Origin of the sequence: Geotalea sp. SG265 (genome assembly GCF_022808985.1) — a bacterium.
Classification (GTDB): domain Bacteria; phylum Desulfobacterota; class Desulfuromonadia; order Geobacterales; family Geobacteraceae; genus Geotalea.
The window spans coordinates 190,916-212,632 of the sequence record NZ_JAKZFT010000002.1; the positions used below are offsets into that span (position 1 = coordinate 190,916).

The following is a 21,717-nucleotide window of genomic DNA, read 5'->3' on the forward strand; positions in this document are numbered from 1 at the left end:
TATCTCTAGTCCGTGCCCAGATAAATAGCAATTAACCAATGAATATCTGGCACGCATCCGAAGGCGATGGCGCGGTGACAGATTAAGGACAGCCCAGTTTTGGAGGCGGCAAAAGAATAATTTGCTCATAGGACCCTGCAGCATAAGCTGAAACGGAAATAAACCAGTACCTGATGAAAAGAAACTCAGCGCAGTAGCAGCATACGCATATTCATCAGCCAGTTGGAATAGAGAAAGCCATACTTCAGGCGACGATATGCTTCTTTCAGCCTTCCTTGTTCCCTGAGACGAGAGTAAATCCCAAGGAGTTCCCGTTGTTGAGGAGGGAGCCGATCGCCAAACCTTTGGAGGAATACCGCCGCCTGCCGCTGCAACTGCAGGTCAAAATCATCCCGGCTGATCAGTGTGGATGGGTTAAGGATCTTATCCAGAGCGACACCGAAGCCTGTTGGCTTGGCGCCGCTGTCATTCCTGCCGTGCTGACGATAGAGCACGGTCGGCTCATTTACATACCCTATCCTGCCGAAAGCCGCCGCCACAAGGCACAGCCACCAGTCATGCATGCGTGCCTCGGCTGGGATCGGCAAAGCCAGTTCGCGCAGGGGTTTATTGATCATGACAGTGCAGCCCGTCGCCACATTCTGCACCAGCAAGCGATTAAACGCAATCGCATCGGGATTTGTTCCATGATAGCGCCAAAATGACGGCGCCAGAGGCTGCAATGCGCAGTCAACAACCTTCAGGTCACTGTGAACAAGGAGCGGCATCTCCTTGCCGTAATGAGCCTCCATTTCCCCCATCTTGGCCAGGGTCTTCTCAATTTTCCGCGGCAACCAGACGTCGTCTTGGTCGCAAAACATAACATAGTCAGCAGTGGAGTGTTGCAAAAGTCGAGCGAAGTTACCGCAGGGACCGAGGGTCGTGTCGGTTGAGGAAAGAGAAGTAACGTTGCCATGTGCAGTCTGGCAGGATTCAATGATGGCACGGGTATCATCGGTCGAACCGTCATCGCTGATAATCATTCGCCAGTCCTGGCAGGTCTGGGCAAAGAGGGAAACCAGCTGTTCACCGAGGTAGTGCTCGCCGTTGAATGTTGCCAGGAGGAGGTCAACAGCGCTCATGCCGTGCCACTATTACCAGCGGGAATGCTTCCCGTCATTTGTATGTAAACACACAAAAGCTCCTGCACATACTCCTCGATGCTCTTTGGTTTCTGCACATTATCTGTTAGGCGCCGGAGAAGCTTCCTGTCATGACACACCTGTTTGAGCAGCTCGGCTAGGGCACCCGCATCACCTGATTCAAATAGAAGTCCATCCTGTCCATGATGAACGACTTCCGCCATCCCCCCCAGGTTGGTTGCAATGACAGGACAACCCGCAGCATGGGCCGAATAAATCACCAGTGGTGTATTCTCGTACCAAAGAGACGGGACGACCAGCACATCCAGATCAGCAAAGATAGTTCCAATCTGATTGTTTGGAAAAGTGCCGCAAAAATGAATACGTCGGTCGCCATCAGCAGAGGATCTAATTGTTGCTGCGTATGCGGGGAAGTCTTTGTCTCTGCCGTAAATCTTCAACTCGACAGGCTCCGTCTCCGGCAGCGCCCGCACCGCCTGTATCAGCACGTGGACTCCTTTTGGTTCAGAGAGGGTGCCGATGTAACCAATACGCAGCGGACCTTTCCCCTCTACCTTTTCACGATTCTGAAAAGGCTTCAGATCAATGCCGAAAGAACAGAAGATCACCTTTTCCGGTTGCAATCCGAAACTAGTTAAGGTGCGCTCCATCATCCTGGTGGGAGCTAAAACCCTGTCAATCTTGTTCAATTGCTGCACCATGAAAGCTGCACGCCCGGCCAGCGCCTTCACGTGGCGGAATGGAGCAAGATTCTTGAGGTGAGAGCAGGTAGAGAGGCGAGCAGCTTGCCGTGCCGCCCAATCCGGTAGTAAGGCGGCAACTTGCCGAATGGCTTTCCCTGGCGATAGTGCTGCCACATGGCGAATACAATTGCCCCCAAGACAATCTGGGCCTTCACAGAGCCGCCCATCGGGCAGCCGCAGTTGATTAGTAAAGCAGACCGGCCAGAAATCAGTGGGGGTTAGTGCTGTCGGAATACCGAGATCGTGGCAAACAGCGATTGCCGATGCGGAAAGCCGCTGCAGGTGGAAGAAGTGAACCATGTCCGGTTTCCAGCACTGCAGAAAGCCCCGAAAATGAGCAGCGAAAAAGGGATTATTATATTCCGCCTCGATCACGTTATCCACAGGTCCCATTGGAACGTAGGCATGGTGGAACCGCTCCACGGGAAAGCCGTCGTAGCTATAGCGATCGAAGCGTTGGTCGTCCTTCAGCTCTCTGCTGCCGGGATAGCCGGTGAATATCGCCACATCATGACCAAGGCGCCTCAGCTCCCGCGCTGTTTCCAGGGTCAGGATTTCGGTGCCGGCTGAAAAATCCGGCAGAAACTGGTGGATGGTAAGAAGTACTCTCACTCGCTGGCTCTGGTCATATTACCTGCAACCCCATGACAAACTCCCAGGTCTTCGCTATCCCAGCCGGCAGTGAAACAACCGGAGCCCAATCCAGCTCTGTCCTCGCTCGGGCAATGTCCAGGTAGATGCGCGGCACATCGAAGGTTCTTTTTGGCTTGTACTCTACCTGCACCTCTCGGCCTGTCACTGTTCGAATCGTCTCGACAATTTCATTCAGGGAGTAGCCCGTACCGCTGCCCAGGTTGAATATCCGAGATTCAGTAGGTTTCGTGGCTGCTCGATAGATACCCTCAGCCAAATCCTCTATGTAAACATAGTCCCGGACGACCTCCCCGTCCCCCCAGATTTCGATTGGCTCATTTCGGGCCACCTTACCGAGAAATACCGAGATTGCTCCCTGGATGCCATTGGGATTTTGCCTGCTGCCATAAGGGTTGGATGGACGGACAATGGTATAGTCGAGATTATGAAGGAGCTTGAAAAGCGCCAGGTACTTCTCGATCATTAGCTTTGTGATGCCGTAGGAGCATTCGGGGTCGGTAGGACTGTTTTCGGCAATGGGCAGGGTTAACGGCTTGCCATAGACGGTACCACCGGAAGAGACAAAGATGACCTTGATATTCCGGACGATACACTGTTCCAGAAGGAAGATTGTTTCAACCACATTGGACTGGATATCGAAGGCCGGATCGTCATTGGAGGTTTTTGGCAGGGTGGTGCTGATAAGGTGAAAGACAGTATTCACCCCCACCAGGGCATCAGCCAAAAGCCCCCGGTTGCCGAAGTCGCCGAAGCGGTAGTCAACACCGGCAATGGGCTTGCGGTAGTGCTCCTCATATTTGTCGAAGACCCGCACCTTATGGCCCGCTGCAAGGAGCCTGTCTACCAAGTGTGAGCCGATGAAGCCGTTACCGCCGAGGATCAAGAATTTCATCATGAACCTGTGAGTCGTCCCTTTCGTAATATTTTGTAAACAGGCAACAGTGGCCTGAGTATTTTCCATAACGCAGATTGCTGGATCTGAAGTATTGAATCTGCCCAGTCGGGAATGGTCATCGAGCAGTAACCACTCATCATCTGAGCACTTTGATCATTGAACGCAACACCAAACAAATTCTCAAACAGGAGATTCGACCTCTTTACAATATCCTTCAATTCTTCATCCGTATAGTCATGATTATGATAAACCTGAGCAAAATTGGAACATGCGGACTTATATCCCCTCCTGGAATTATGGACAGCCCAATGAAGATCTTCTCCCCATCCCGTATTTTCATCAAAAGGATAACGGTTAAAGTGCTCTTTATTGAATATTGCACACACCGTTGTAAAAGGAAACATTTGTCGGAATCGGTATTTGGGAAGGCCGGACCAGTTGCGCTCCAGAAAAGGTTCTATGATGTAAATGCCTTTAACAAGGGAATTTTTGAAGAGAAAAGCAGCGACACCGGCAACATTGAACACTTGTGCGTTTTCATCAAGTTCGGCAGCACATACTGCCTTCAATTCCGCTTCTAGTCCCATACTATAAACCAGGTTATCAAGCCAGTGTTCATCAGTAGGAATGGCATCCTGGTTCAAAAAAACATAATACTTCCTTGCCGTTGATAAGGAGGCGCCATAGTTCCTCGTTCTGGAATGGCTAAATTGTTCCGCAGCTATCTGGGTAACAGCAACAGGATACTTTCTCAATGTTTCGAGAGTCCCGTCAGTCGAGCCGGAGTCTATTGCAATTACATCATAGAGATATTGGCTTTTCTGCCGAAAAATCGAGGCCAGTACTCGTTCCAGGCGAGCACCAGCATTTTTCGTTGGTATTATTATAGAAATATCTGGTGTGGCATCGCTCATGAACGTCCTAACTGAAATTTCCGAGAATCGTATACGACTTATCCATTCTTTATTGCAGTAACCGCTTTTTCTATGATATCCAGCGACAGAGCATCATTCCACTCATGGGGCCAATTTACCTTGCTTCCTGCTAGGCGTTGTTCTAAATCGCCAACTCTCTCCGCAGCGCTGATCAAGGCCTGAGCCAAAGATTCATGATCTGGCGGTACAGCCATGATATTTTCTGATATATGGGAAAAAAACTCCTTGTTTTTGATGCCATAGGTATTAGTAACCACAAACAGCCCTGCTGAAGCCATTTCAATCGGCAACAAGCTCGGGTGAGGTGAATCCATAAGAGCAAGCCCTAGATCATGTTGGGGTAATATATCGCGATATTTTTCCAGATCAAATTTACCAATGTGTTTTATCTTGATTCCACTGGGAAGTATCTGTTCACCGACATCTCCCCCGATTGCTATAACTTCCCATTCATCTTCCTGAAAGTGTCCCAGTTCTCCAGCTCTGTCAATGGCCAGACATCCAATGGGATAAAGGTTTCTGGAATTATATGGCTGAGGACGACCATAAAAGAGCAATTTCTTTTTACCTTTGCTGTCACGTCTCAGATCCATGCCATCAAGATCGAATTTGAGTACAGGATTATTGAAATAAGCGCCTGCTTCATTATGCGGTGAAATTCGTGACTCAATGAAAAAGTCTTGTAATAATTGAGTAGAAAAAACTGGGTAGAAATCAAATTTGTAACTCATTTCCGCCAAAACACGGTAGGCGCCGTGTTCGTAAAAAATAGGTTCGTAATCTTGTTCCAAATAGATAAATTTACGATAACGAGTGTGCAAAGCAGCCTCATGTGCAATATGTGCTGTCCACCATGAGGTAGCGACGAAAATGTCATCATCAGAAATAGAAAGAATCTGCTCGGAATCGTAACAGGCAACAAATTCGACCTTTGATAAAAACTGGTTAAGGCTTTGGTCGTGAGTTTTTATCTTATCCAGGTTTGCACTACATATCTTGTCCTGGTCGGTGATGACGATGCGCACAGAATATCCTGCTTCAGCAAATTTTTTTGCAAAATTAAACATACCTATATAACCGCCAAAAAAATTCGCAGGATCCAGGCTTGGCAGCAAAACGTTGATTTGCTGCAGTTTATCGACTACTGCAAATCGTCTATCCGAAAATTTTCTTTTGAACTCCAGTACCCATGGGTCAATATTATTCACTGCACTCAAAAAGTTTTGCTGTTTGGCAAGCCATCGAGATAAAAGTGGCCGCAAAAATGGAAGACAACATGCGTAAATTTTATTGACAATATTTGCAATCAGTAACGACAGCTCATTGTTGTTAGCAGATTTTCTTTGTGTATTTACCTTGTGCCGCATCTTGATCAAGCCCCAAAAGGTCCTGGATCTCATTAACAATGGCTCCAGAGGGTTATTGGGCACCCGCAAGCGAGCAGTATTAATGATGGTCGTCATGAACTTTCCCTCCCGGTACGGGAAGAAATAGAAATTGTGAGACCATCTGATCGTGTATGAAAAAAGAGCTCGGGCTTTCTTCGTAAGCGGCAATGGCTTGATATTGGCCATGTAATTGTCATTAAAGAAATGTTTATCGAAGAAATCGGACAATGATATGTTAGGGAAATCATAATGACCAATTATGTTGGAATCAGATTGCATGTAATCGTAAAGAGGCAAGTCCACATAAGCAATACCGCCATTCATCAAGGCAAGTACTGCTATCCATTGGTCGTGATATACAGCACCATACCGGGGGGGGAAAGGCAGAATATTTTCTAACAAAGAAGCCCTAAACACAGAGGCAGCGCCAGTAACTGTATTAGCGATTGCCAGCAAATCAATATCTTCACACCCGTAATAGTTGGTTCTGTTTTTCCAATAAGTGTCAGAGATTATTGTGCCGTTTTCACCAACTATTTTCATGTCACAATAGGCAAGTTGAATTTTACCATTAATTTTGTCAATGCATTTAGACAGCTTATTCGGATACCAGTAGTCATCTTGGTCAGCAAGAGCAACATATTTAGCATTATTAGGCACTGCTTCCAGGCAGCGTTCAAAATTATTATAAAAACCTACATTTTTAGAATGTTCTATAAAAATAAAACGCGGGTCTTGAGAAAGCAGCCTTCGCATTTCTAATTTAATATCTTCTTTAGAATTATCATCACATACTATGCATATCCAGTTTTGGTAATCTTGCGCAATAATGCTTTCCACTTGTCTCTGAAATAGTGATTGCTTCGGGTTATAGCTTGCCATGCAAATAACTAATAAGCGGTCTGCACTAACGGAATCGGGCAATTTTATTTCAAGATTTTTTTCTTTCCATGGGCTTAATTCGATTGTTCCCAGATGATGAGTAAAGTTTTCACCATTTTTAAAAGTTGCTTGCAGAACAACATCCTTTATTTCATTCCTAGACACAGGATCTAGTATGACTGGAACAGAGAAGCCTGAAAATGCTGAATAACACTCTGAGTCCTGATAATAATGCTTCGTGATTACGTCTGATCTGAAAATTTCAATATTATCTGCCTCAAATCTCTTATTCTCGACAAGAACAAATAAATTTTTAATCCTGGCTTTCCCATAAATCCAGCCTTCGATAAGATATCTGTTCCTGTTTTTGAGCCGGACCTGCGTTGGCAATCTTGTTTCAATATCTAACTTGATCATCTTTGAAAGTTTTTTCCCTTTACCTATTTGACCTAAATTGAAGTAACGATTTAAAAAGAGACATTACAAATCTAAATGGTGCTGTTACTTTCCAGCTCAGGGAAGTTTTTATGGCATTGATTAAAGTTTGCTTCTGGTCCAGCATCAAATATGTTGCGGCCAGCTGCTGGTTTAATTCGTTCAGTAATTTGTCCTGCTCTGCCAACTTTTTGCCCTGCTCTACCAGCTTCCAGTTCCGCTCTGCCAGCTGTCGGTCGCACTCCATCAATTGTTGCTGCAGGCCTGACAGACTTTCTTTTATATGGATGTACTCTTCGGGAAAGTTTGCCTTTAAAATAGAAGCCTTCTCTCTCATAAAATCAGGATCGTTCATTTGAGAAGAGACCCCATGTGTTCCGTATTTAGCAACTATACGATCGATATATTTTATTCTGATCTCATCAGAAGAAAAACATTTTATGTTAAAAAGATAATCGGCCCAGGTCCTGTAGTTTAAATCAAAGTTGCCTACTTTATTGAACAAAGCTTTTGTGTAAAATATTGCCTGATGACATATATTTTTGTCCATTAATTTGAGCAAAGAAAACTTTCCATCATATATTGTGCCAGTATCACCCCAAAGAACATTTCCATAAACTATTTCAAAAGGACCGATATATGGAGTATCAAAAATGCCTGCCAACACTGTTTCATCAAAAAGAACATCATCGGCACCCAAAAAATAGATCCATTCTCCGGCAGCGATATCAATACTTTTATTCATGGCATCATAGATGCCATTATCTTTCTCGGAAATGAATTTTATGTGCGGATATTCTGCTGAGTACTTCTTTACGATATCCAACGTTCCATCTGAAGACAGACCATCAACTATCAGATGCTCTTTATGAGGGTATGTCTGATTGGCTACACTCAGAATGCAGGCTTCAATGTCTTTTGCAGCATTGTATGTGGGAGTGACAATGGTTATTGCCTGATTATTTTCCACTTTGCAGCAACTCCGTCTATTCGGTTTCTTATCCTCACTGGCAACTTTTATCTCAGTTAAATCGAGCTTATGATTTCCGCCATTCGCTTATGCAAATATACTGTGTCCGGCTTAGGTAAAGCATTGGGCATTGGGTCATCGCGTGCAGCAGCCTTAAGCTGCTCATGCAACCCCTCAAATGTAGGAAACTCAAACACACCCGGCAGATTGTAATGTGATCTCGCAGCATGTGAATTGATTATCACCGGAATACCAGCAATAAGTAACTCTGGAATTTTTGTTAAAGCGCCGGAACCATTCTCTTGGTAGATAATGCAACCTTTTGTTTCGGCCAAAATTTCATCCAGTTCATTGTCAGATAGCTGGCCGCGAATTTGGACACGTGAATCGGTAACATAATTTAACAACATATTCGTGCCGTAGCCCGTCACTATCAACTGGTCATTGTGTAGTCCCATATTGTTATTTTGAGTTGATGCCCAAAGTAGCCTTTTCATGCCATCCAACGTCGGGAGATTACCAACACTACCAAATAAAAGGAAATTTGACTTTTTTGCCTTTTGCCTTTTTTCCCTTACTTTCTGAAATCGCCTGACAGTATCACTGACTGGGTAGTATGGGTAGAAAACAGGATCCAGCCCAAAATTCTTTAGAAGGAACGTTTCCTCTCTTGAAATAGTAACTACCAATCTACACATCGAGAGAAGATTAAGTTCATAATTGAACATGTATTTTTGATATTTGTATTCGACCTGCTCGCGGCTTAAGCTTTCCAGATTGTGGCAAAATGCAACTAAAGGTATGTTCCTTGATTTAGCATAATAGACAACTGGAGCTAAAAAAATTGGATCGTCAACGAGAAGTATGCTTGGCTTAAGTTTTTCTATAACCTTAATAAATGATCTAGATTGAGAATGAAAATAAAGAACATTATCTCTGTATCTGTCGCTCCACTTATTGTATTTATAGTAAGTGACATGTTGTTTGAAGGCACTCCTAATTACTTTCTGCAACAGGCTTGTTCCATTAGACATTAAAACATTGCTACAAGATGGAAGAGCGTAAGAATTGTCGTGCATGCTGATGAATGTAAAAACAAGAGGCGAAAGCATCTGACAAATTTGAGCTGTTCTTCTATCTCCTCCATTTCCACCCGGGTCATTGTAAAATCTGCTAAAGTAAATAATGTTTTTTTTTAACAACTTGCTCATCCTTTTGATCAGGTATTCCAAGATAATATTCTATGCTAGTTATATTCCGGAATAATACAGGAAGGTTAGCACTTTTGTAGGCAATTATAACTTGTTAAAAAAGCAAACGCTTACTCAACGAGCGTAGTGGCCTTGTAATCTGCCAAGCTAAGGATTTTCTTTGAGTGCTGATACAGGGCATTGCTCCAGGCAAATCACTTTTTAATTTGTTTGAAAGCAACGAACCCTGTGAAAAAATCACCTCTAAAATTCGGATTTGAAGAATAGAAGGCTCTGCGTTAGCTAGCAAGAGTTGGTGAATATAGCCTTTCGCCCAACGACATCGACACCGTTCTGTGAAATTGTTGTTTGGAGCTTTTGAAATTATCCCAACACAGTGCTTGGCTTTAGTTAACGTGCTTTCTCCTTTTCGGACATCAAAAACTGCATCGGATCGTCCTTGCCAATAGTGCCGATGGTAAAACCACTGTTTTTTGAGTCTCTCAGGCACAACTTTATGGTAAATCACAGCGTTAGGAGCAAAGCGTATGCGCTTACCACTAGATTCAATTCTTGCATAAAGTTCCAGTTCCTCATTTGAAAGAAGTCGATCCCCTATCCTTCCTAGGTCTGTTGCAAATTTACCAACCTCCGCAAAGATATCTTTGCGGAACGCCATGTTAGCGCCCCATGGATAGTGCGGCCATTTGAATTCTCCTATTTCATGTGCTGAAGGGAATTCGCTTATCGTTAGAGGTTCGAGCAGTTCGTCAGGTAGCCAGTCTGGTCGTGGTGCCAACCAAACCGGCCGTAGGGGACCACCAGCCCCCATCACATCAAGATTATCAAAGACTTTCATCATATTATACAACCACTCTTTGCCTGCCAATACATCATCATCAGTAAAAATGACTATCTCGCCTCTAGCTGCATCTATGCCAGTATTCCGGGCGAAGGACAAGCCTTGGCGTGGTTCTAACACGTATTTCACATTCGCGTTCGATTCGATAAATTGGTCAACCACCTGCTTAGTGCAATCTGTGGAATTATTATCAACCACGACAATTTCGAATTCATTCTCAGTGAAATCCTGAACTAAAATTGACAGAATGGATTGTTTCAAAAATTCTGATCTGTTATATGTGCAAATAATTACAGATGCTCTCATATCAATTTCGTGCACATGCTTTTAATGCGACACAACAAACTGGTCTCGTTAATAGGAGGAATGCGGTTATAACCTTTGATTGTTGTAGTGGAGGAAATTTTAACTCTTTTTAGGAGTGGTGGTGATTGTTTCATGATTGCTTCGGCTATAAAAGGGAAAATTTGATGTTTGTTAAGAACAAGATCGCGTGCATGTGCTATTGCATCAATTCTTTTTTCCCAAAGATTTGAGCTGATCGCCGATTGAATTTGCTCAATTGCTGAAGAAGGATCTGCAATATCAATGATGATCATAGCTTCTTTTGGAAAATACTCTTCGATCCGAGTACAACCGAAATAAATTGGCATGGTCCAAGCGAGAAAACAATCGGCAATTTTTTCGCTCCAATAGTAAGCATTCTGAAAGTTTTCTATTGCTAAAGAGTATTTGTACGGTGCAAGGCCAGCCCATTTATCATCTATCCACTTGAACCCCCTTCCGTAAAGGTCAAAGTTAAGATGCTCTTGTATCTGGTTTAAAAAAGCCATTCGGCTCCGATGCCCCTCCCAGTAGGTATAGTTGCTTGTAATCCAAGAGAGGGCACGGTCCTTCGTAGGCACATTAAATTTTACAAGGAAATCAAAATCTTTATCGACATGCCATGGTAGGACAGGTTGACTGTGAATATAACGTCTGCCACGAAGGTCAATGTCTTGAGTAAAGATCTGACTATATTCATTAACTCCTGCATGCATTGGCTTCCATACTTCATTTGGAGGTTCCTGCATAATGGCCCAAATGTTACCAGAAGGACATTTTACTGTTACGGTTGAATCTTTAGGTGGACAATTGAGTATGACAAGGTAATCACATTTCGCTACTGGCGCCAGGGTGAAGTCGATAGATCCCCAACGGCCAGTGTGCCCCGGCGTTTGACGATATAAGTCAGGAGATTCCCAATCTTTGACTATTCGCACGAGTGTCATTGGTTTGTCTGCTTATGGAAAGTACTTCGTCAGGTAGTCTCTTTTTTGGAGCACGCAGTCCCAGACCAAGCTACCATAATTATTTTTAAAGTCTTGGCGGTTGGTTTCATATGTCGATGTTATTTGCACAACCTGTTTATCATGGAGAGTCTTCCGCTTGACTTCAGTCTTTGTAATTCTATTGGCAATTGAACTAAGCCTGTCCTTGTCCAAACTGGCACCAAAGTGATCGGTGATTTTTGTAAATTCTCCTGCCATATTATGTTTCAACCCATGGTACGTCACAACTGTTTTGGATTTTGTAAATCGTTCTCGGTATAGCCATTTATCCAAGTGGCGACCATAAAGATCAGACCAATGAATGATTCGAGATTGATCATCTGTTGGTTCACTATAATAACTGAGTTGAGAAAACACTGTATCTATAGGATCACGGTACAAGTAAATAACATTTGACCGCTCAATATCCAAATCAATGTCATGAGTATGAAGTGTGAGATAACTTGTGACATTTGAATAGTAAAAAACTCTGATCAAAGAAGGACGCCTAAAATATTTTTCCATTAACATTCGAAGCCAATGACTTCCTGTGCGAGGAAAGCTAACAAGAAAAGTATTGTCTTGATTATTGACAAACTCTTCTATAACCTGTTTATCGGTAATGGCAAGAGACCCTTCAATTGATTCTGCTTGCTCAGAAGTCAAGCTTAACAGTATCTTAGCAATATTAATCATTACGATCCCTAATTATCATCAAAAATCAGTTGTCACTGCAAGTCCGTGGATACAGTGTCTAACGTCACTATCTATATGACATATCTGGCCTATTTTATTTGTTGAAATATCCACTTCAAAAATGGCAGCTGGGGATGTGCCAACGAGATAAATAGAGTCTTTTACAGGTGCTAGACCTCTTTGCCAACCAGAGCTGGCAAACTGTTCCGATTCTGACTGATCAAAGATGCCTGTACCAATCTCCGTCAACAATCTATATTGCCTCAGGTCATAGATATTAATTGATTGCTTTTGAGTGTTATTAACAACAGCAATCCCTTCTGAGGTGATTATAAGGTTGTGAGGTGAGTGGAGTTCATTATCGACAATAATTATTTCTTCCGGCAAAGGCCTAATTTTAATTATAGCGTTCTTTCTATTACATAAGACATACACCGACCCTTCTTGTGCAAAGACAGAGTTGATATGCAAACGTTCATCTTTACAGTATTCGTCATATTGCTTCTCGAACGTGGCTTCTGGGAAACTCATGGACAGATTTAGTTCACGGCCTGAAAAACCGAAATATTTTTGAAGGAGGAGGCTCTCACTTCCCCACCACGTGTCGATGATTGCACCGTTGAAATCAAGCTTCATAACTAAATCGTGTACAGTTGACGTTACCCAGATACCATCATGATCAATGAACAGCTCATGTAGTCCTGCTAAGTAGGGGTGGGAAATCTCTCCAATCTGATCCAAATTCTGGTTGTATACCAGTATTGATGTTGCCGTAGCCACAAACAATTTTGTTTTGGTGGCCACAATGCCTCTACCACCTCTGTTCCCCCCACGAGAGTTCCAATACGGATTAGTTGTATCCATAGGAATTGGTATTTGACGAATGACACAGTTTCTGGCCCAGTCAATTTCCAAAAGGAAACCCGTCATCTCAGGGTTGGCTTCACCCCTTTTGACTGTAGTCGCAAAAACTCTGAAAGAAGAACTTGGTTTTGAATTATTAAGTTTATTTCCCATAATGGTATTCAGCCTTTATATATTGACTTTACGGTATTATATAAATAACAGTTCATGCTGATTTAATAAAATTGTGATCATGTACTCAAGCTGACAGTTATGAGAGCGTCCCCATCCTTATCTAAGGGATGTTGCGTATGAGTGACATTAGCATAAATTTGCTTTTTATGAAACCCATCCAACAAATGTTCAACTTCATTAGCTATAAAAAATAGGTTCTGATGCAGTTTGTAAAATTTGTGATAGTTATGTGAAACCATGATAGATTCAATAGTTGTTTCAGCCTCTTTAGTTTCAGCTTCAATTACCAACACTTTCGGCCTATAGAGGTTAAAATCAATGCCTTTCAAGGCCTCTATTTCATATCCCTCTATGTCAAGCGACAAGAGATCAATCTTATTAATGCTATACTCTTTAAATAGAGAGTCCAGTCTTCTTTTCTGAACTTTTTGTTTTTCAAACCCAGTAAACCATTTTCCATATTTGTCTTTAAAAAAAGTTTCCTTTGAACAGTCTAGCGTCGACAGGCTTCCTCGCGAGTTAGAATAAAAGATTGCATCATTCTCGTCGCCCTCAGCAGCAGCACAATGGCAAATTATACTTTTTGGCCTGTTTTGTCTTAGCAAATCAATGTAATCTGCATGAGCCTCGATACAAAGTCCAGACCAGCCCCTCTCCTCAAAACAAAGAGTATTACTGAAGCGTCTGCCATCAATACATCCGACCTCCACAAAAAAACCGTTCTTTTGTCTATTGAACAGTTGATCTAAGATAACATCCTCCCCATGTTGTGAGTAGTATGTATGTTGTTGTTGATCAGGCTTCATAATTTCACCCACCTCCACCTTGAACAAAGGTTTTATCTCAAAAACACTGCCAAGATTCACGTATCCACCGCAAGTAATACTGTCAGAAGTAACCTTAAAGTGAAACGCGTCCATTCTTCTATCTAGAAAGTCAGATGTTTCACGATCAAGAATGGCAAAAGATAAAAAGTAATCGCCACTAGCAAGCCACATCGTCACATTAACACGAATCTCAAGGATATCTCCTGCAACTTGCGAGGGAACATCAACGTGCAATATTTCAGTATTGCTATAATAAAGTTCCACTCCTTGAACATCTCGTATGACAAATGAGGCAAAAACCTTGTCACAACTTTCGTAGAATAAGGCCCTTGAACAGAAGCTATAGTTCTGGCCGCTTGAAAGGTTGGCCACACGAGTTTCATTGAGGTCAAATATGCCGAAATCTATTATTTCGGCTTTTCTATTTCCATGCCTTAGTTCCTGTGGCGCATGCTCAGTCTGATGATTAGATAAACGGTCAAGAGCTTGATTCCTGAGTTTTTCTCTCTGCGAGGTCATGTGGCTTGTGGCAGAAGGAAGATGTTCCCTTTCACTTTTGTCTATTTGTTCTCCGAAAACAAGCTCGTGGTACATCTTACTTATAACTCTGGGTTCATCAACCCTTATCAGGTTCCCCTTATCCAACAGCATAGCCTCATCACAGAGGTTGTTCATCACCGCTGTTGAATGAGATACAAACAAAATCGTTTTATTTGCAGATTTGAGATCGTCTATCTTTGAGTAACATTTACGCTGAAATTTGATGTCTCCGACAGAAAGTGCTTCATCAACAATGAGGATATCCGGTTCCACACATATAGCGAGTGAAAAGGCAAGCCGAACGAACATTCCGCTCGAATACAGTTTAATAGGTTGCCGAGCAAACCCTCCAATATCGGCAAATGCGAGAATATCATCAAGTTTCTCGTCAATCGCCCTCTTTGAATAACCCATGAAAGTACCGTTAAAATAGATATTCTCAATTCCAGTCAATTCTGGATTAAATCCAGCGCCAAGTTCAAGTAGCGCAGATATCTTTCCATTCACCCATATACTTCCATTAGTTGGGGTAAGCACTCCAGTGATGAGCTTCAACAAGGTAGATTTGCCTGACCCATTCCTACCGATAATCCCAACTGTCTCACCTTTATTGACGTTGAAGGAGACGTCGTTCAAGGCATAAAAGTCTGTATGGAACTTTCTCCGAAACGGATGTAGGGACTCTTTCAAACGATCGAGAGGTGTTGGGTAAAGCTTGTAAACCTTTGTAAGGTTATCTACCTTAATGGCTATATCGTCGTTCATCGTTGTATTTCCAATAGCTTACAATCCATTTCTCCCCATTTTCAGCCTCAATTCCCATAAACATGGCTGCTTAGAGTGTTATTTTATTATTAAGCTACGCACTTACTGAGGGAACAAGAGTAAGCGTTTTACCATTACCCTACAGTGACTTCATCAATAAGCATCTGGCATTTTACCTAATAAATATCACAGGCACAACAAGTTACTTGCTGCACCCGCCTCCGTAGAAGTTAGCTACTAACCTTGTCCTTCGACCTCTTTTTAGCAATAAAAAGGGGGCGGTCACTTTCGTAGCCGCCCCTCCTCAGTAAAACTAAATACAAATCACTTTTGATGCGACGCAATTACCAAGCTGCAGTGTCGTAGGCAATTCTTTTCCATGTATTTGTTGCAACACATACATAAACGTAGGAAGGTCCCCAGCTTATTTCACCCTGATTGCAAGCCGCAGTGGAACTCGCTGGAACTCTTGACTGCCGAAGTCGAACTGCATCTGCGTTCATATCCAGAATGCCATTGCCTGAGATTGTGGCGGCACTAGAACCATTTCCCATTGAAATTTTGCCATCTGACCCTATATAAATACGAGCAACTTTAGCCGCAGGAGTAGTACCGGTTGAAAACAGCAAGGCTTGTGGCGCAACCCCTGTAGATACCGCACCCTCTATGTAATAGTTAATTGTTGCAGTCGTTAGCCAAGAAGAACCATCCCAAACCTGACCATGGAATGCGCCGACATAGTCGAGTTGTTGCGCAGGTGTCTGTTTACTAACCCCGTAACCACCACGTGACTTTCTGAAAACGAGCATCGCTGCATTGGTACTGGATTCATACTCACCAACTGCGAGACCACGAGCCCCACCAGCCTTCTCATCAACAACCGTAAGGGTAGAAGTCGGAGCTAACGTACCGACACCAAATTTGGCAAGAGGGGAAGCAGTGGTGGTATCCCATAAAGCAGCACCCACTACACCGCTATCACTAACACTAAAAACCGTGTTAGCCCCTGCAGAATCTTTAACAATCAACTTATCCGCCGCCCCTGCCACCGAAGCCATCATCAGCCCAGAAACTGCAACCACTGCAGCCATTGCTACCATTTTCTGCCGTAAACTTTTCATGTTCTTTGCCTCCTGTTTATGTGCCTTTTGATTTAGATTTTCTGATCCGAACATCCAGCTGTGTGTTTTGACCGGTTTATTTCTTTATTTCGCGTAAAGTGAAAAGCTTGTTGAGCCACACCTTTTCGTTTCCTTATCACGCATAATTACCTTTGCCGCTTTATTGCCTCAGACAGAACAAGGACATCCGGAGATAAAGTAAATAGTCTTAAGATACCCACTCACATTAAAATTCAAATCCTCAAATGAACGATTTGATGTGTGCAAGATAGAAGCCAAAAATCATTTAATGGTCGAAGGCCGATAGCTGGGGGTCTTTAGGTGGGGACAAAAAATTTCATGCATTGTGCGAGGTTGTTAAAACAAACAGGCAACCGTTAAATAACAGGTTCCTCACTCCTCACTCCTCACTCCTCACTCCTCACTCCTCACTCCTCACTCCTCACCAATCACCGCTTCTAAAGCACATCCGCAAAATGCGGCCGCAGCCGCCTGAACACCACTGCCCCCAGCACAAAAATAACGCCAGTCACTACCCAAAAATAGAGGGTAAGCATGTAATGGCTTTGCCAGAACCAGGTCTTGTAGATGAAGCTCTCCCGGTACCCCTCTACCAAGTAATAGACCGGGTTGAGCTTGACCAGGTTCATGTACTTGACCGGGAGGATTTTGGCCGACCAGAAGATGGGGGTTATCCAGAAGGCGAACTGCAGGATCATGCTCACCAGTTGCCCTACGTCGCGCAGAAAAACAACCAGGGAAGAGGTCAGCCAGGAAAGGCCCAGCAGCAGAACAATCGTTGCAAAGAGATAGTAGAAGACCTGCAGGCTGTGCAGGGTGATCGGCAAACGGTAGAGGAGGAACATGATGAAGACCATGACGATAAAAAAGATATGGATAACCAAGGCGGAAAGGATCTTGACGATGGGGAGCATGCCGATGCTGAAAGCGACTTTTTTGAGCAGAAAGCTGTTATCGATGATGGACATGGTCGCACTCTGCAGACACTCGCTGAAAAAAAACCAGGGAATGATGCCGCACATCATCCAGAGGACAAAGGGATAGTCCGCCTGGGGCTGGGACTTGAAGCCAACCTGGAAGACGAACCAGAGGATGACGATATATATGGTGGGATGAACGAAGGCCCAGACCATGCCCAGGTAGGAGCCCAAATATTTGGTCTTGAAGTCCCGCTTGGCCAGTTCAATGATCATGTGCCGCCGCGACCACAACTCGGTAATGAAATTACTGAACATCTTTAATGCTTGCATCTATTTTTTCCTCTATATTCTATATTCTCATATTCAAAGTCAAAACCTTACCCCGTCACCATTCACCATTCACGGCCTTTACAGCAGTACCCCCATCTCCTCCATCTTCTCCACTATCTGCTTGGCAGCTTTTTTCAGGTCGTCCGATTCAAGGAAATGCAGGTCGGTTTTTTCCGGCACCTCTCCTTTGGTGAAGGACATGTGCACGGAAATGACCTGGTGGGGGTAGACCAAGGTACTGATGATCCGGTGGTCCGCCTGCGCAAAGGTATTGGTGGTGGAAACGACGATCTGCCCCGCCCTTAGCAGGATTTGGGCAACCTCGCCGAACCGCCGGACCATCTCTTCCTTGTCCTGCTCGGTCACATCGGAACCAAGGCCGAGAAGCAGGTTCTTGCCGTCGAGGAGGTAGACCTGCCGGCCGCTGTCGAAAAGCCGCCGTTCCAGGTGCCGGGCAAGACGGGCTTTGCCGGTGCCGCTTTCCCCCGTGAATAAGATGATGCCCGGGTTGTGTCCGTTGCGCTGTACCCGCTCCCCGAGCTGAACCTCGCCGCGGCGCCAGGCGATATCCCGTTGCCGGGCCTCCCGTCGGAAGGTCTCCTGCTCGTTATCCAGCACCTGGGTAACAATGCCGCCACCCCACACATCATAGCCGTCAACAATGACGAAACGCCCGGTGATGTCACAATCGCAGAACCGATCCAGCGCCAGCGGCTTTTTAGTACGTATGGTTACCTCGGCAACGTCATTCCTGTCAATCTGTTCCTTGGCCACCATCGGGTCGAGGCTGCCTGCATCGATGATGCGGTGGATCTCGGCCAGCTCCATTTCCACTTCCCGTGTCGCCAGGCGCAACAGATAGCGACGGTTGGGGGTCATGGGATTTTTACCCATCCAGAAGAGATTGGCACGAAAAAGGTCCGTTACCTCGGGCAGCGACTCCTTCAGTGAGGCGACTTCCCCCCGCTCAATGAAGATCTGCTCGTCCAGGGTAAAACCCGTAGATTTGCCTGCTCCCGCGGAAAGGGGCAAATGGGGGACGTTGAATGCTTCGATGGTTTTGACGACCGCCGTCTTGTTCGATGGGGAAAAGACCAAGCTGTCGCCGACCTTCAACATCCCTGCCGCAACCCGGCCGGCAATGATCCGGCGGGCGTCGAACTTGTAGATATCCTGCACCGGAAAGCGCAAGGGCATGCTTTCTCCAGCAGGTAGTTTCTCGAACATGCCGAGAGTCTCGAGAACGGTGGGGCCATCATACCAGGGCATGGCCTCGCTGCGGACCGCTACATTATCCCCGTTCCTGGCGCTGGCAGGGATGAACTGCCGGGGGACGACGTTGAGCTCTTTGAGGAAGGAGGAATATTCGGCTGCAATCGCATCGAACACATGATGGTCGTAGCCAACCAAGTCCATTTTGTTGATGACGACGGCTATTTGCCTGATCCCCAGCAGACTCAGCAAGTAGCCGTGACGCTTCGACTGCTCGGCAACCCCCTCGGCGGCATCGATAATGAGTACCGCGGCCTCGGCCCGTGCAGCCCCCGAAATCATGTTCTTGAGAAATTCCTTGTGCCCCGGTGCGTCGATGATGATGTACTGTCGGTTACCCCAGGAGAAAAAGGTCCGGGCCGTGTCGATGGTAATACCCTGCTCCTGCTCTTCAAGGAAGGCATCGAAAAGAAAGGCATATTCAAACGTCTTGCCCTGTTGCTCGCAAATCGCCCGTACTTTTTCCAGCTGCCCCACCGGCAGCGAATTCGTGTCGGCATAGATGCGGCCCAGCAGGGTCGATTTGCCATGGTCCACGTGGCCTACGAAAACAACGGTAAAATGTTGTTGGTCGTTGGTCGATGGTAATACTGATGTATTTGTCACGGTTCAGTTCTCAGTGCTTTTTGGAGCGAGTTGAGCTGCTTTCGAATAATCACAACTTCGGCTAGCAGCAAATCTATATCGACAGCAAAGCCCAGCTTTTGTGCAATAATAAGCTGGGTTTCAAGTTCAGCGATGGAGCCGGCGGCAATCGATAGAAATTGGCAAAATTCCCGGTTACCTTGTCTGCCCGCCCCCTCTGCTATATTAGAAGCAACAGAAATAACAGATCTTCTCAGCTGATCTGCCAAACCAAAACGCTCCTCCACCGGGAACTGGCCTAATATTCCATATACAGATACAGCAAGGTTCACAGAGCGCTGCCAGACATCTAATTCTTTATAATCTTTCACTTTTCCCGCCCCAATAAGGATCCTTCTTTCCCACCATCCACCATCCACCATCCACCATCCACCATCCACCATCCACCATCCACCATCCACCATCCACCATCCACCATCCACCATCCACTGCCTTCACATGTACCCGTCCTTGCGTAGTTTCTCCATGCCGCGATCGGCGTCCTGGGCGCGCCCGGACCGCTCTGCCACCTTGGTATTACGCAGTTCCTCGATGATTTCGTCAACATTTCCCGCCGTCGATTCAATGGCACCGGTACAGGGTGCACAGCCAAGGCTGCGGTAGCGCTGGCCGGTGCCTTGATCGAAATAGAGCGGAATCACCGGAATACTTTCCTTTTTAATGTATTCCCAGATATTGATCTCGGTCCAGTCCAAAAGAGGATGTATCCGGACATGGGTCCCCGGCTCAAATTTGGTTTTGAACTGGTCCCACAATTCCGGTGGCTGATCACGGAAGTCCCAGTCGTTGTTTTTATCCCTTGGAGAAAAGTATCGCTCCTTTGCCCGCGTCCCCTCTTCGTCTGAACGGACACCGACGATGACCCCGTTGTATTTTTTATCGGCAAGGGTGCGTCGCAACCCTTCAGTCTTCAAGGCAGTGCAGCACTCCATGCGCCCCAAAGCAGGGTTCATGCCGGCCTCCAAGGCATCCTTATTCTGCCCCACGACAAGAGTCAGCCCCCATTCTTCTGCCAGCCGGTCCCGGTAGGCAATCATCTCTTTTATTTTATAGGATGTATCGATGTGGACCAACGGGATCGGACAGTGGCCGAAGAACGCCTTTCGCACCAGCCAGAGCATTACCGTAGAGTCCTTGCCGATCGACCAAAGCATGCAGAGGTTGTCGAAATTCTTATAAGCCTCACGCAATATATATATGGATTTGTTTTCCAACTCTTCCAGATGCTTCATCTGCTACCCCACATTACGCTAGTTCGATGTTCGATGTTCGAGGTTCACTCTTCACCCTTTTCATAACCCCCCGCTTCTCCACAAATGCAAGGACCGTCTGAACGCACTCATCAACTCCGCTGCATGCAGTGTTGATGACCAACTCTGGGGCATCCGGCATTTCATAGGGGCTGTCGATCCCCGTAAACTGTTTCAGTTCCCCGGATCGGGCCTTGCGATACAGCCCTTTCGGATCACGACTTTCGCAGGTCGCAAGATCGCATTCGACGAAAATCTCCGCAAACTCACCAAGCTCGAAAAGCGCCCTGACCCGATCCCGATCCTCACGGTATGGAGAAATAAATGCTGCAAGAACAATGATGCCTGCATCGACAAAAAGCCTCGCCACTTCGCCGATGCGCCTGATGTTTTCCCTGCGGTCTGCTTCGGAAAACCCCAGGTCGCTGTTGAGCCCATGGCGCATATTGTCGCCGTCAAGGATATACGTGTAGCACCCTTTTTCAAAGAGTGCCTCTTCAACGGCATGGGCAAGTGTGGATTTGCCCGATCCGGAAAGCCCGGTAAACCACAAGACCAACGAGGGATGTCCATTGCGGTGGAAATAGTCGCTTTTACCCAGGGCCCGGTCATGCCACACAATATTCAGTTCGTTGGAAACCATCGTGGATCTCCCCTTTATTCCTTAGCCAGATATATTAAGCAATCCTATCAGAAAAAGACATAAGATAAATAGAATTTTCGGCAATGCGATTGTGTTGCTCCTTGCCGTCTTAACGTGCTACCAGGCCGATCATTGAGTAAAGAGGACATTCATTAACTAGCCCCGAACCAGCAGAGAATTGGTTTTAAAATTGCATGCCAATTACTCAGACTATTCCATATACCACAAAAAATAACCTTCTAA

The 21,717-nt window shown here is 45.3% G+C and carries 18 protein-coding genes; all 18 read right to left on the reverse strand.

The features are described 5' to 3' along the window. Positions 1-185: 185 nt before the first annotated feature. Positions 186-1,121 carry a glycosyltransferase family 2 protein gene (locus ML541_RS03405; RefSeq protein ID WP_243370836.1) on the reverse strand — a complete coding sequence of 312 codons (936 nt, stop codon included), beginning with the start codon at positions 1,119-1,121 and terminating at the stop codon, positions 186-188. Further along, on the reverse strand, positions 1,118-2,497 hold the full coding sequence (locus ML541_RS03410; RefSeq protein ID WP_243370839.1) for a glycosyltransferase family 4 protein: 1,380 nt from the start codon (positions 2,495-2,497) through the stop codon (positions 1,118-1,120). Before ML541_RS03410 ends, ML541_RS03405 begins: the two co-directional genes overlap by 4 nt. Before the next feature lie 13 nt (positions 2,498-2,510). Further along, positions 2,511-3,434 carry an NAD-dependent epimerase/dehydratase family protein gene (locus tag ML541_RS03415; protein WP_243370841.1) on the reverse strand — a complete coding sequence of 308 codons (924 nt, stop codon included), beginning with the start codon at positions 3,432-3,434 and terminating at the stop codon, positions 2,511-2,513. Next, the gene (locus ML541_RS03420; RefSeq protein WP_243370846.1) at positions 3,431-4,348 is read right to left on the reverse strand and encodes a glycosyltransferase family A protein; all 918 of its coding nucleotides are present in this window, start codon (positions 4,346-4,348) and stop codon (positions 3,431-3,433) included. Before ML541_RS03420 ends, ML541_RS03415 begins: the two co-directional genes overlap by 4 nt. A 38-nt stretch (positions 4,349-4,386) precedes the next feature. Continuing rightward, a complete protein-coding gene (locus ML541_RS03425; RefSeq protein ID WP_243370849.1) occupies positions 4,387-7,056 on the reverse strand; it encodes a glycosyltransferase in 2,670 nt (889 codons plus the stop codon). 19 nt (positions 7,057-7,075) lie between these two features. Next, a complete protein-coding gene (locus ML541_RS03430) occupies positions 7,076-8,044 on the reverse strand; it encodes a glycosyltransferase (protein WP_243370851.1) in 969 nt (322 codons plus the stop codon). A gap of 56 nt (positions 8,045-8,100) precedes the next feature. Further along, positions 8,101-9,276, reverse strand: coding sequence for a glycosyltransferase (locus ML541_RS03435; RefSeq protein WP_243370853.1), 1,176 nt, complete (start codon positions 9,274-9,276; stop codon positions 8,101-8,103). A gap of 73 nt (positions 9,277-9,349) precedes the next feature. Beyond that, positions 9,350-10,402 (reverse strand): glycosyltransferase, encoded by a 1,053-nt coding sequence (locus ML541_RS03440; RefSeq protein ID WP_243370856.1) that lies wholly within the window; start codon positions 10,400-10,402, stop codon positions 9,350-9,352. Continuing rightward, positions 10,399-11,367: a glycosyltransferase family 10 gene (locus ML541_RS03445; protein ID WP_243370859.1), complete on the reverse strand. Its 969-nt coding sequence runs from the start codon at positions 11,365-11,367 to the stop codon at positions 10,399-10,401. The genes ML541_RS03440 and ML541_RS03445 overlap by 4 nt, the downstream gene beginning before the upstream one ends. Positions 11,368-11,379: 12 nt before the next feature. Then, positions 11,380-12,102, reverse strand: coding sequence for a sulfotransferase domain-containing protein (locus tag ML541_RS03450; protein ID WP_243370860.1), 723 nt, complete (start codon positions 12,100-12,102; stop codon positions 11,380-11,382). 18 nt (positions 12,103-12,120) lie between these two features. Beyond that, positions 12,121-13,119, reverse strand: coding sequence for a hypothetical protein (locus ML541_RS03455; RefSeq protein WP_243370862.1), 999 nt, complete (start codon positions 13,117-13,119; stop codon positions 12,121-12,123). A gap of 77 nt (positions 13,120-13,196) precedes the next feature. Next, positions 13,197-15,272: an FkbM family methyltransferase gene (locus tag ML541_RS03460; RefSeq protein ID WP_243370863.1), complete on the reverse strand. Its 2,076-nt coding sequence runs from the start codon at positions 15,270-15,272 to the stop codon at positions 13,197-13,199. Between the two features lie 344 nt (positions 15,273-15,616). Continuing rightward, the gene (locus tag ML541_RS03465; protein WP_243370864.1) at positions 15,617-16,393 is read right to left on the reverse strand and encodes a hypothetical protein; all 777 of its coding nucleotides are present in this window, start codon (positions 16,391-16,393) and stop codon (positions 15,617-15,619) included. A gap of 458 nt (positions 16,394-16,851) precedes the next feature. Further along, positions 16,852-17,664, reverse strand: a complete 813-nt coding sequence (locus tag ML541_RS03470) for an ABC transporter permease (RefSeq protein ID WP_243370867.1) — start codon at positions 17,662-17,664, stop codon at positions 16,852-16,854. 78 nt (positions 17,665-17,742) lie between these two features. Beyond that, entirely contained in the window at positions 17,743-19,542 is a 1,800-nt protein-coding gene (locus ML541_RS18950) for a GTP-binding protein (protein ID WP_243370870.1), read from the reverse strand. Further along, complete coding sequence (locus tag ML541_RS03480; RefSeq protein ID WP_243370872.1) at positions 19,539-20,006, reverse strand: four helix bundle protein; 468 nt, start codon at positions 20,004-20,006, stop codon at positions 19,539-19,541. Before ML541_RS03480 ends, ML541_RS18950 begins: the two co-directional genes overlap by 4 nt. 9 nt (positions 20,007-20,015) lie before the next feature. After that, on the reverse strand, positions 20,016-20,813 hold the full coding sequence (gene cysD, locus ML541_RS03485; RefSeq protein ID WP_243370875.1) for a sulfate adenylyltransferase subunit CysD: 798 nt from the start codon (positions 20,811-20,813) through the stop codon (positions 20,016-20,018). Between the two features lie 13 nt (positions 20,814-20,826). Continuing rightward, entirely contained in the window at positions 20,827-21,474 is a 648-nt protein-coding gene (gene cysC, locus ML541_RS03490; protein ID WP_243370878.1) for an adenylyl-sulfate kinase, read from the reverse strand. Positions 21,475-21,717: the final 243 nt, after the last annotated feature.

What these genes read in the sequence shown, in the direction of transcription:
- ML541_RS03405 (WP_243370836.1), bottom strand. Translation starts at nt 1,121, where the DNA reads ATGAGCGCTGTTGACCTCCTCCTGGCAACATTCAACGGCGAGCACTAC.
- ML541_RS03415 (WP_243370841.1), bottom strand. Translation starts at nt 3,434, where the DNA reads ATGATGAAATTCTTGATCCTCGGCGGTAACGGCTTCATCGGCTCACAC.
- ML541_RS03420 (WP_243370846.1), bottom strand. Translation starts at nt 4,348, where the DNA reads ATGAGCGATGCCACACCAGATATTTCTATAATAATACCAACGAAAAAT.
- ML541_RS03425 (WP_243370849.1), bottom strand. Translation starts at nt 7,056, where the DNA reads ATGATCAAGTTAGATATTGAAACAAGATTGCCAACGCAGGTCCGGCTC.
- ML541_RS03440 (WP_243370856.1), bottom strand. Translation starts at nt 10,402, where the DNA reads ATGAGAGCATCTGTAATTATTTGCACATATAACAGATCAGAATTTTTG.
- ML541_RS03445 (WP_243370859.1), bottom strand. Translation starts at nt 11,367, where the DNA reads ATGACACTCGTGCGAATAGTCAAAGATTGGGAATCTCCTGACTTATAT.
- ML541_RS03450 (WP_243370860.1), bottom strand. Translation starts at nt 12,102, where the DNA reads ATGATTAATATTGCTAAGATACTGTTAAGCTTGACTTCTGAGCAAGCA.
- ML541_RS03455 (WP_243370862.1), bottom strand. Translation starts at nt 13,119, where the DNA reads ATGGGAAATAAACTTAATAATTCAAAACCAAGTTCTTCTTTCAGAGTT.
- ML541_RS03460 (WP_243370863.1), bottom strand. Translation starts at nt 15,272, where the DNA reads ATGAACGACGATATAGCCATTAAGGTAGATAACCTTACAAAGGTTTAC.
- ML541_RS03465 (WP_243370864.1), bottom strand. Translation starts at nt 16,393, where the DNA reads ATGAAAAGTTTACGGCAGAAAATGGTAGCAATGGCTGCAGTGGTTGCA.
- ML541_RS03470 (WP_243370867.1), bottom strand. Translation starts at nt 17,664, where the DNA reads ATGCAAGCATTAAAGATGTTCAGTAATTTCATTACCGAGTTGTGGTCG.
- ML541_RS03480 (WP_243370872.1), bottom strand. Translation starts at nt 20,006, where the DNA reads ATGGTGGATGGTGGATGGTGGATGGTGGATGGTGGATGGTGGATGGTG.
- cysD (WP_243370875.1), bottom strand. Translation starts at nt 20,813, where the DNA reads ATGAAGCATCTGGAAGAGTTGGAAAACAAATCCATATATATATTGCGT.
- cysC (WP_243370878.1), bottom strand. Translation starts at nt 21,474, where the DNA reads ATGGTTTCCAACGAACTGAATATTGTGTGGCATGACCGGGCCCTGGGT.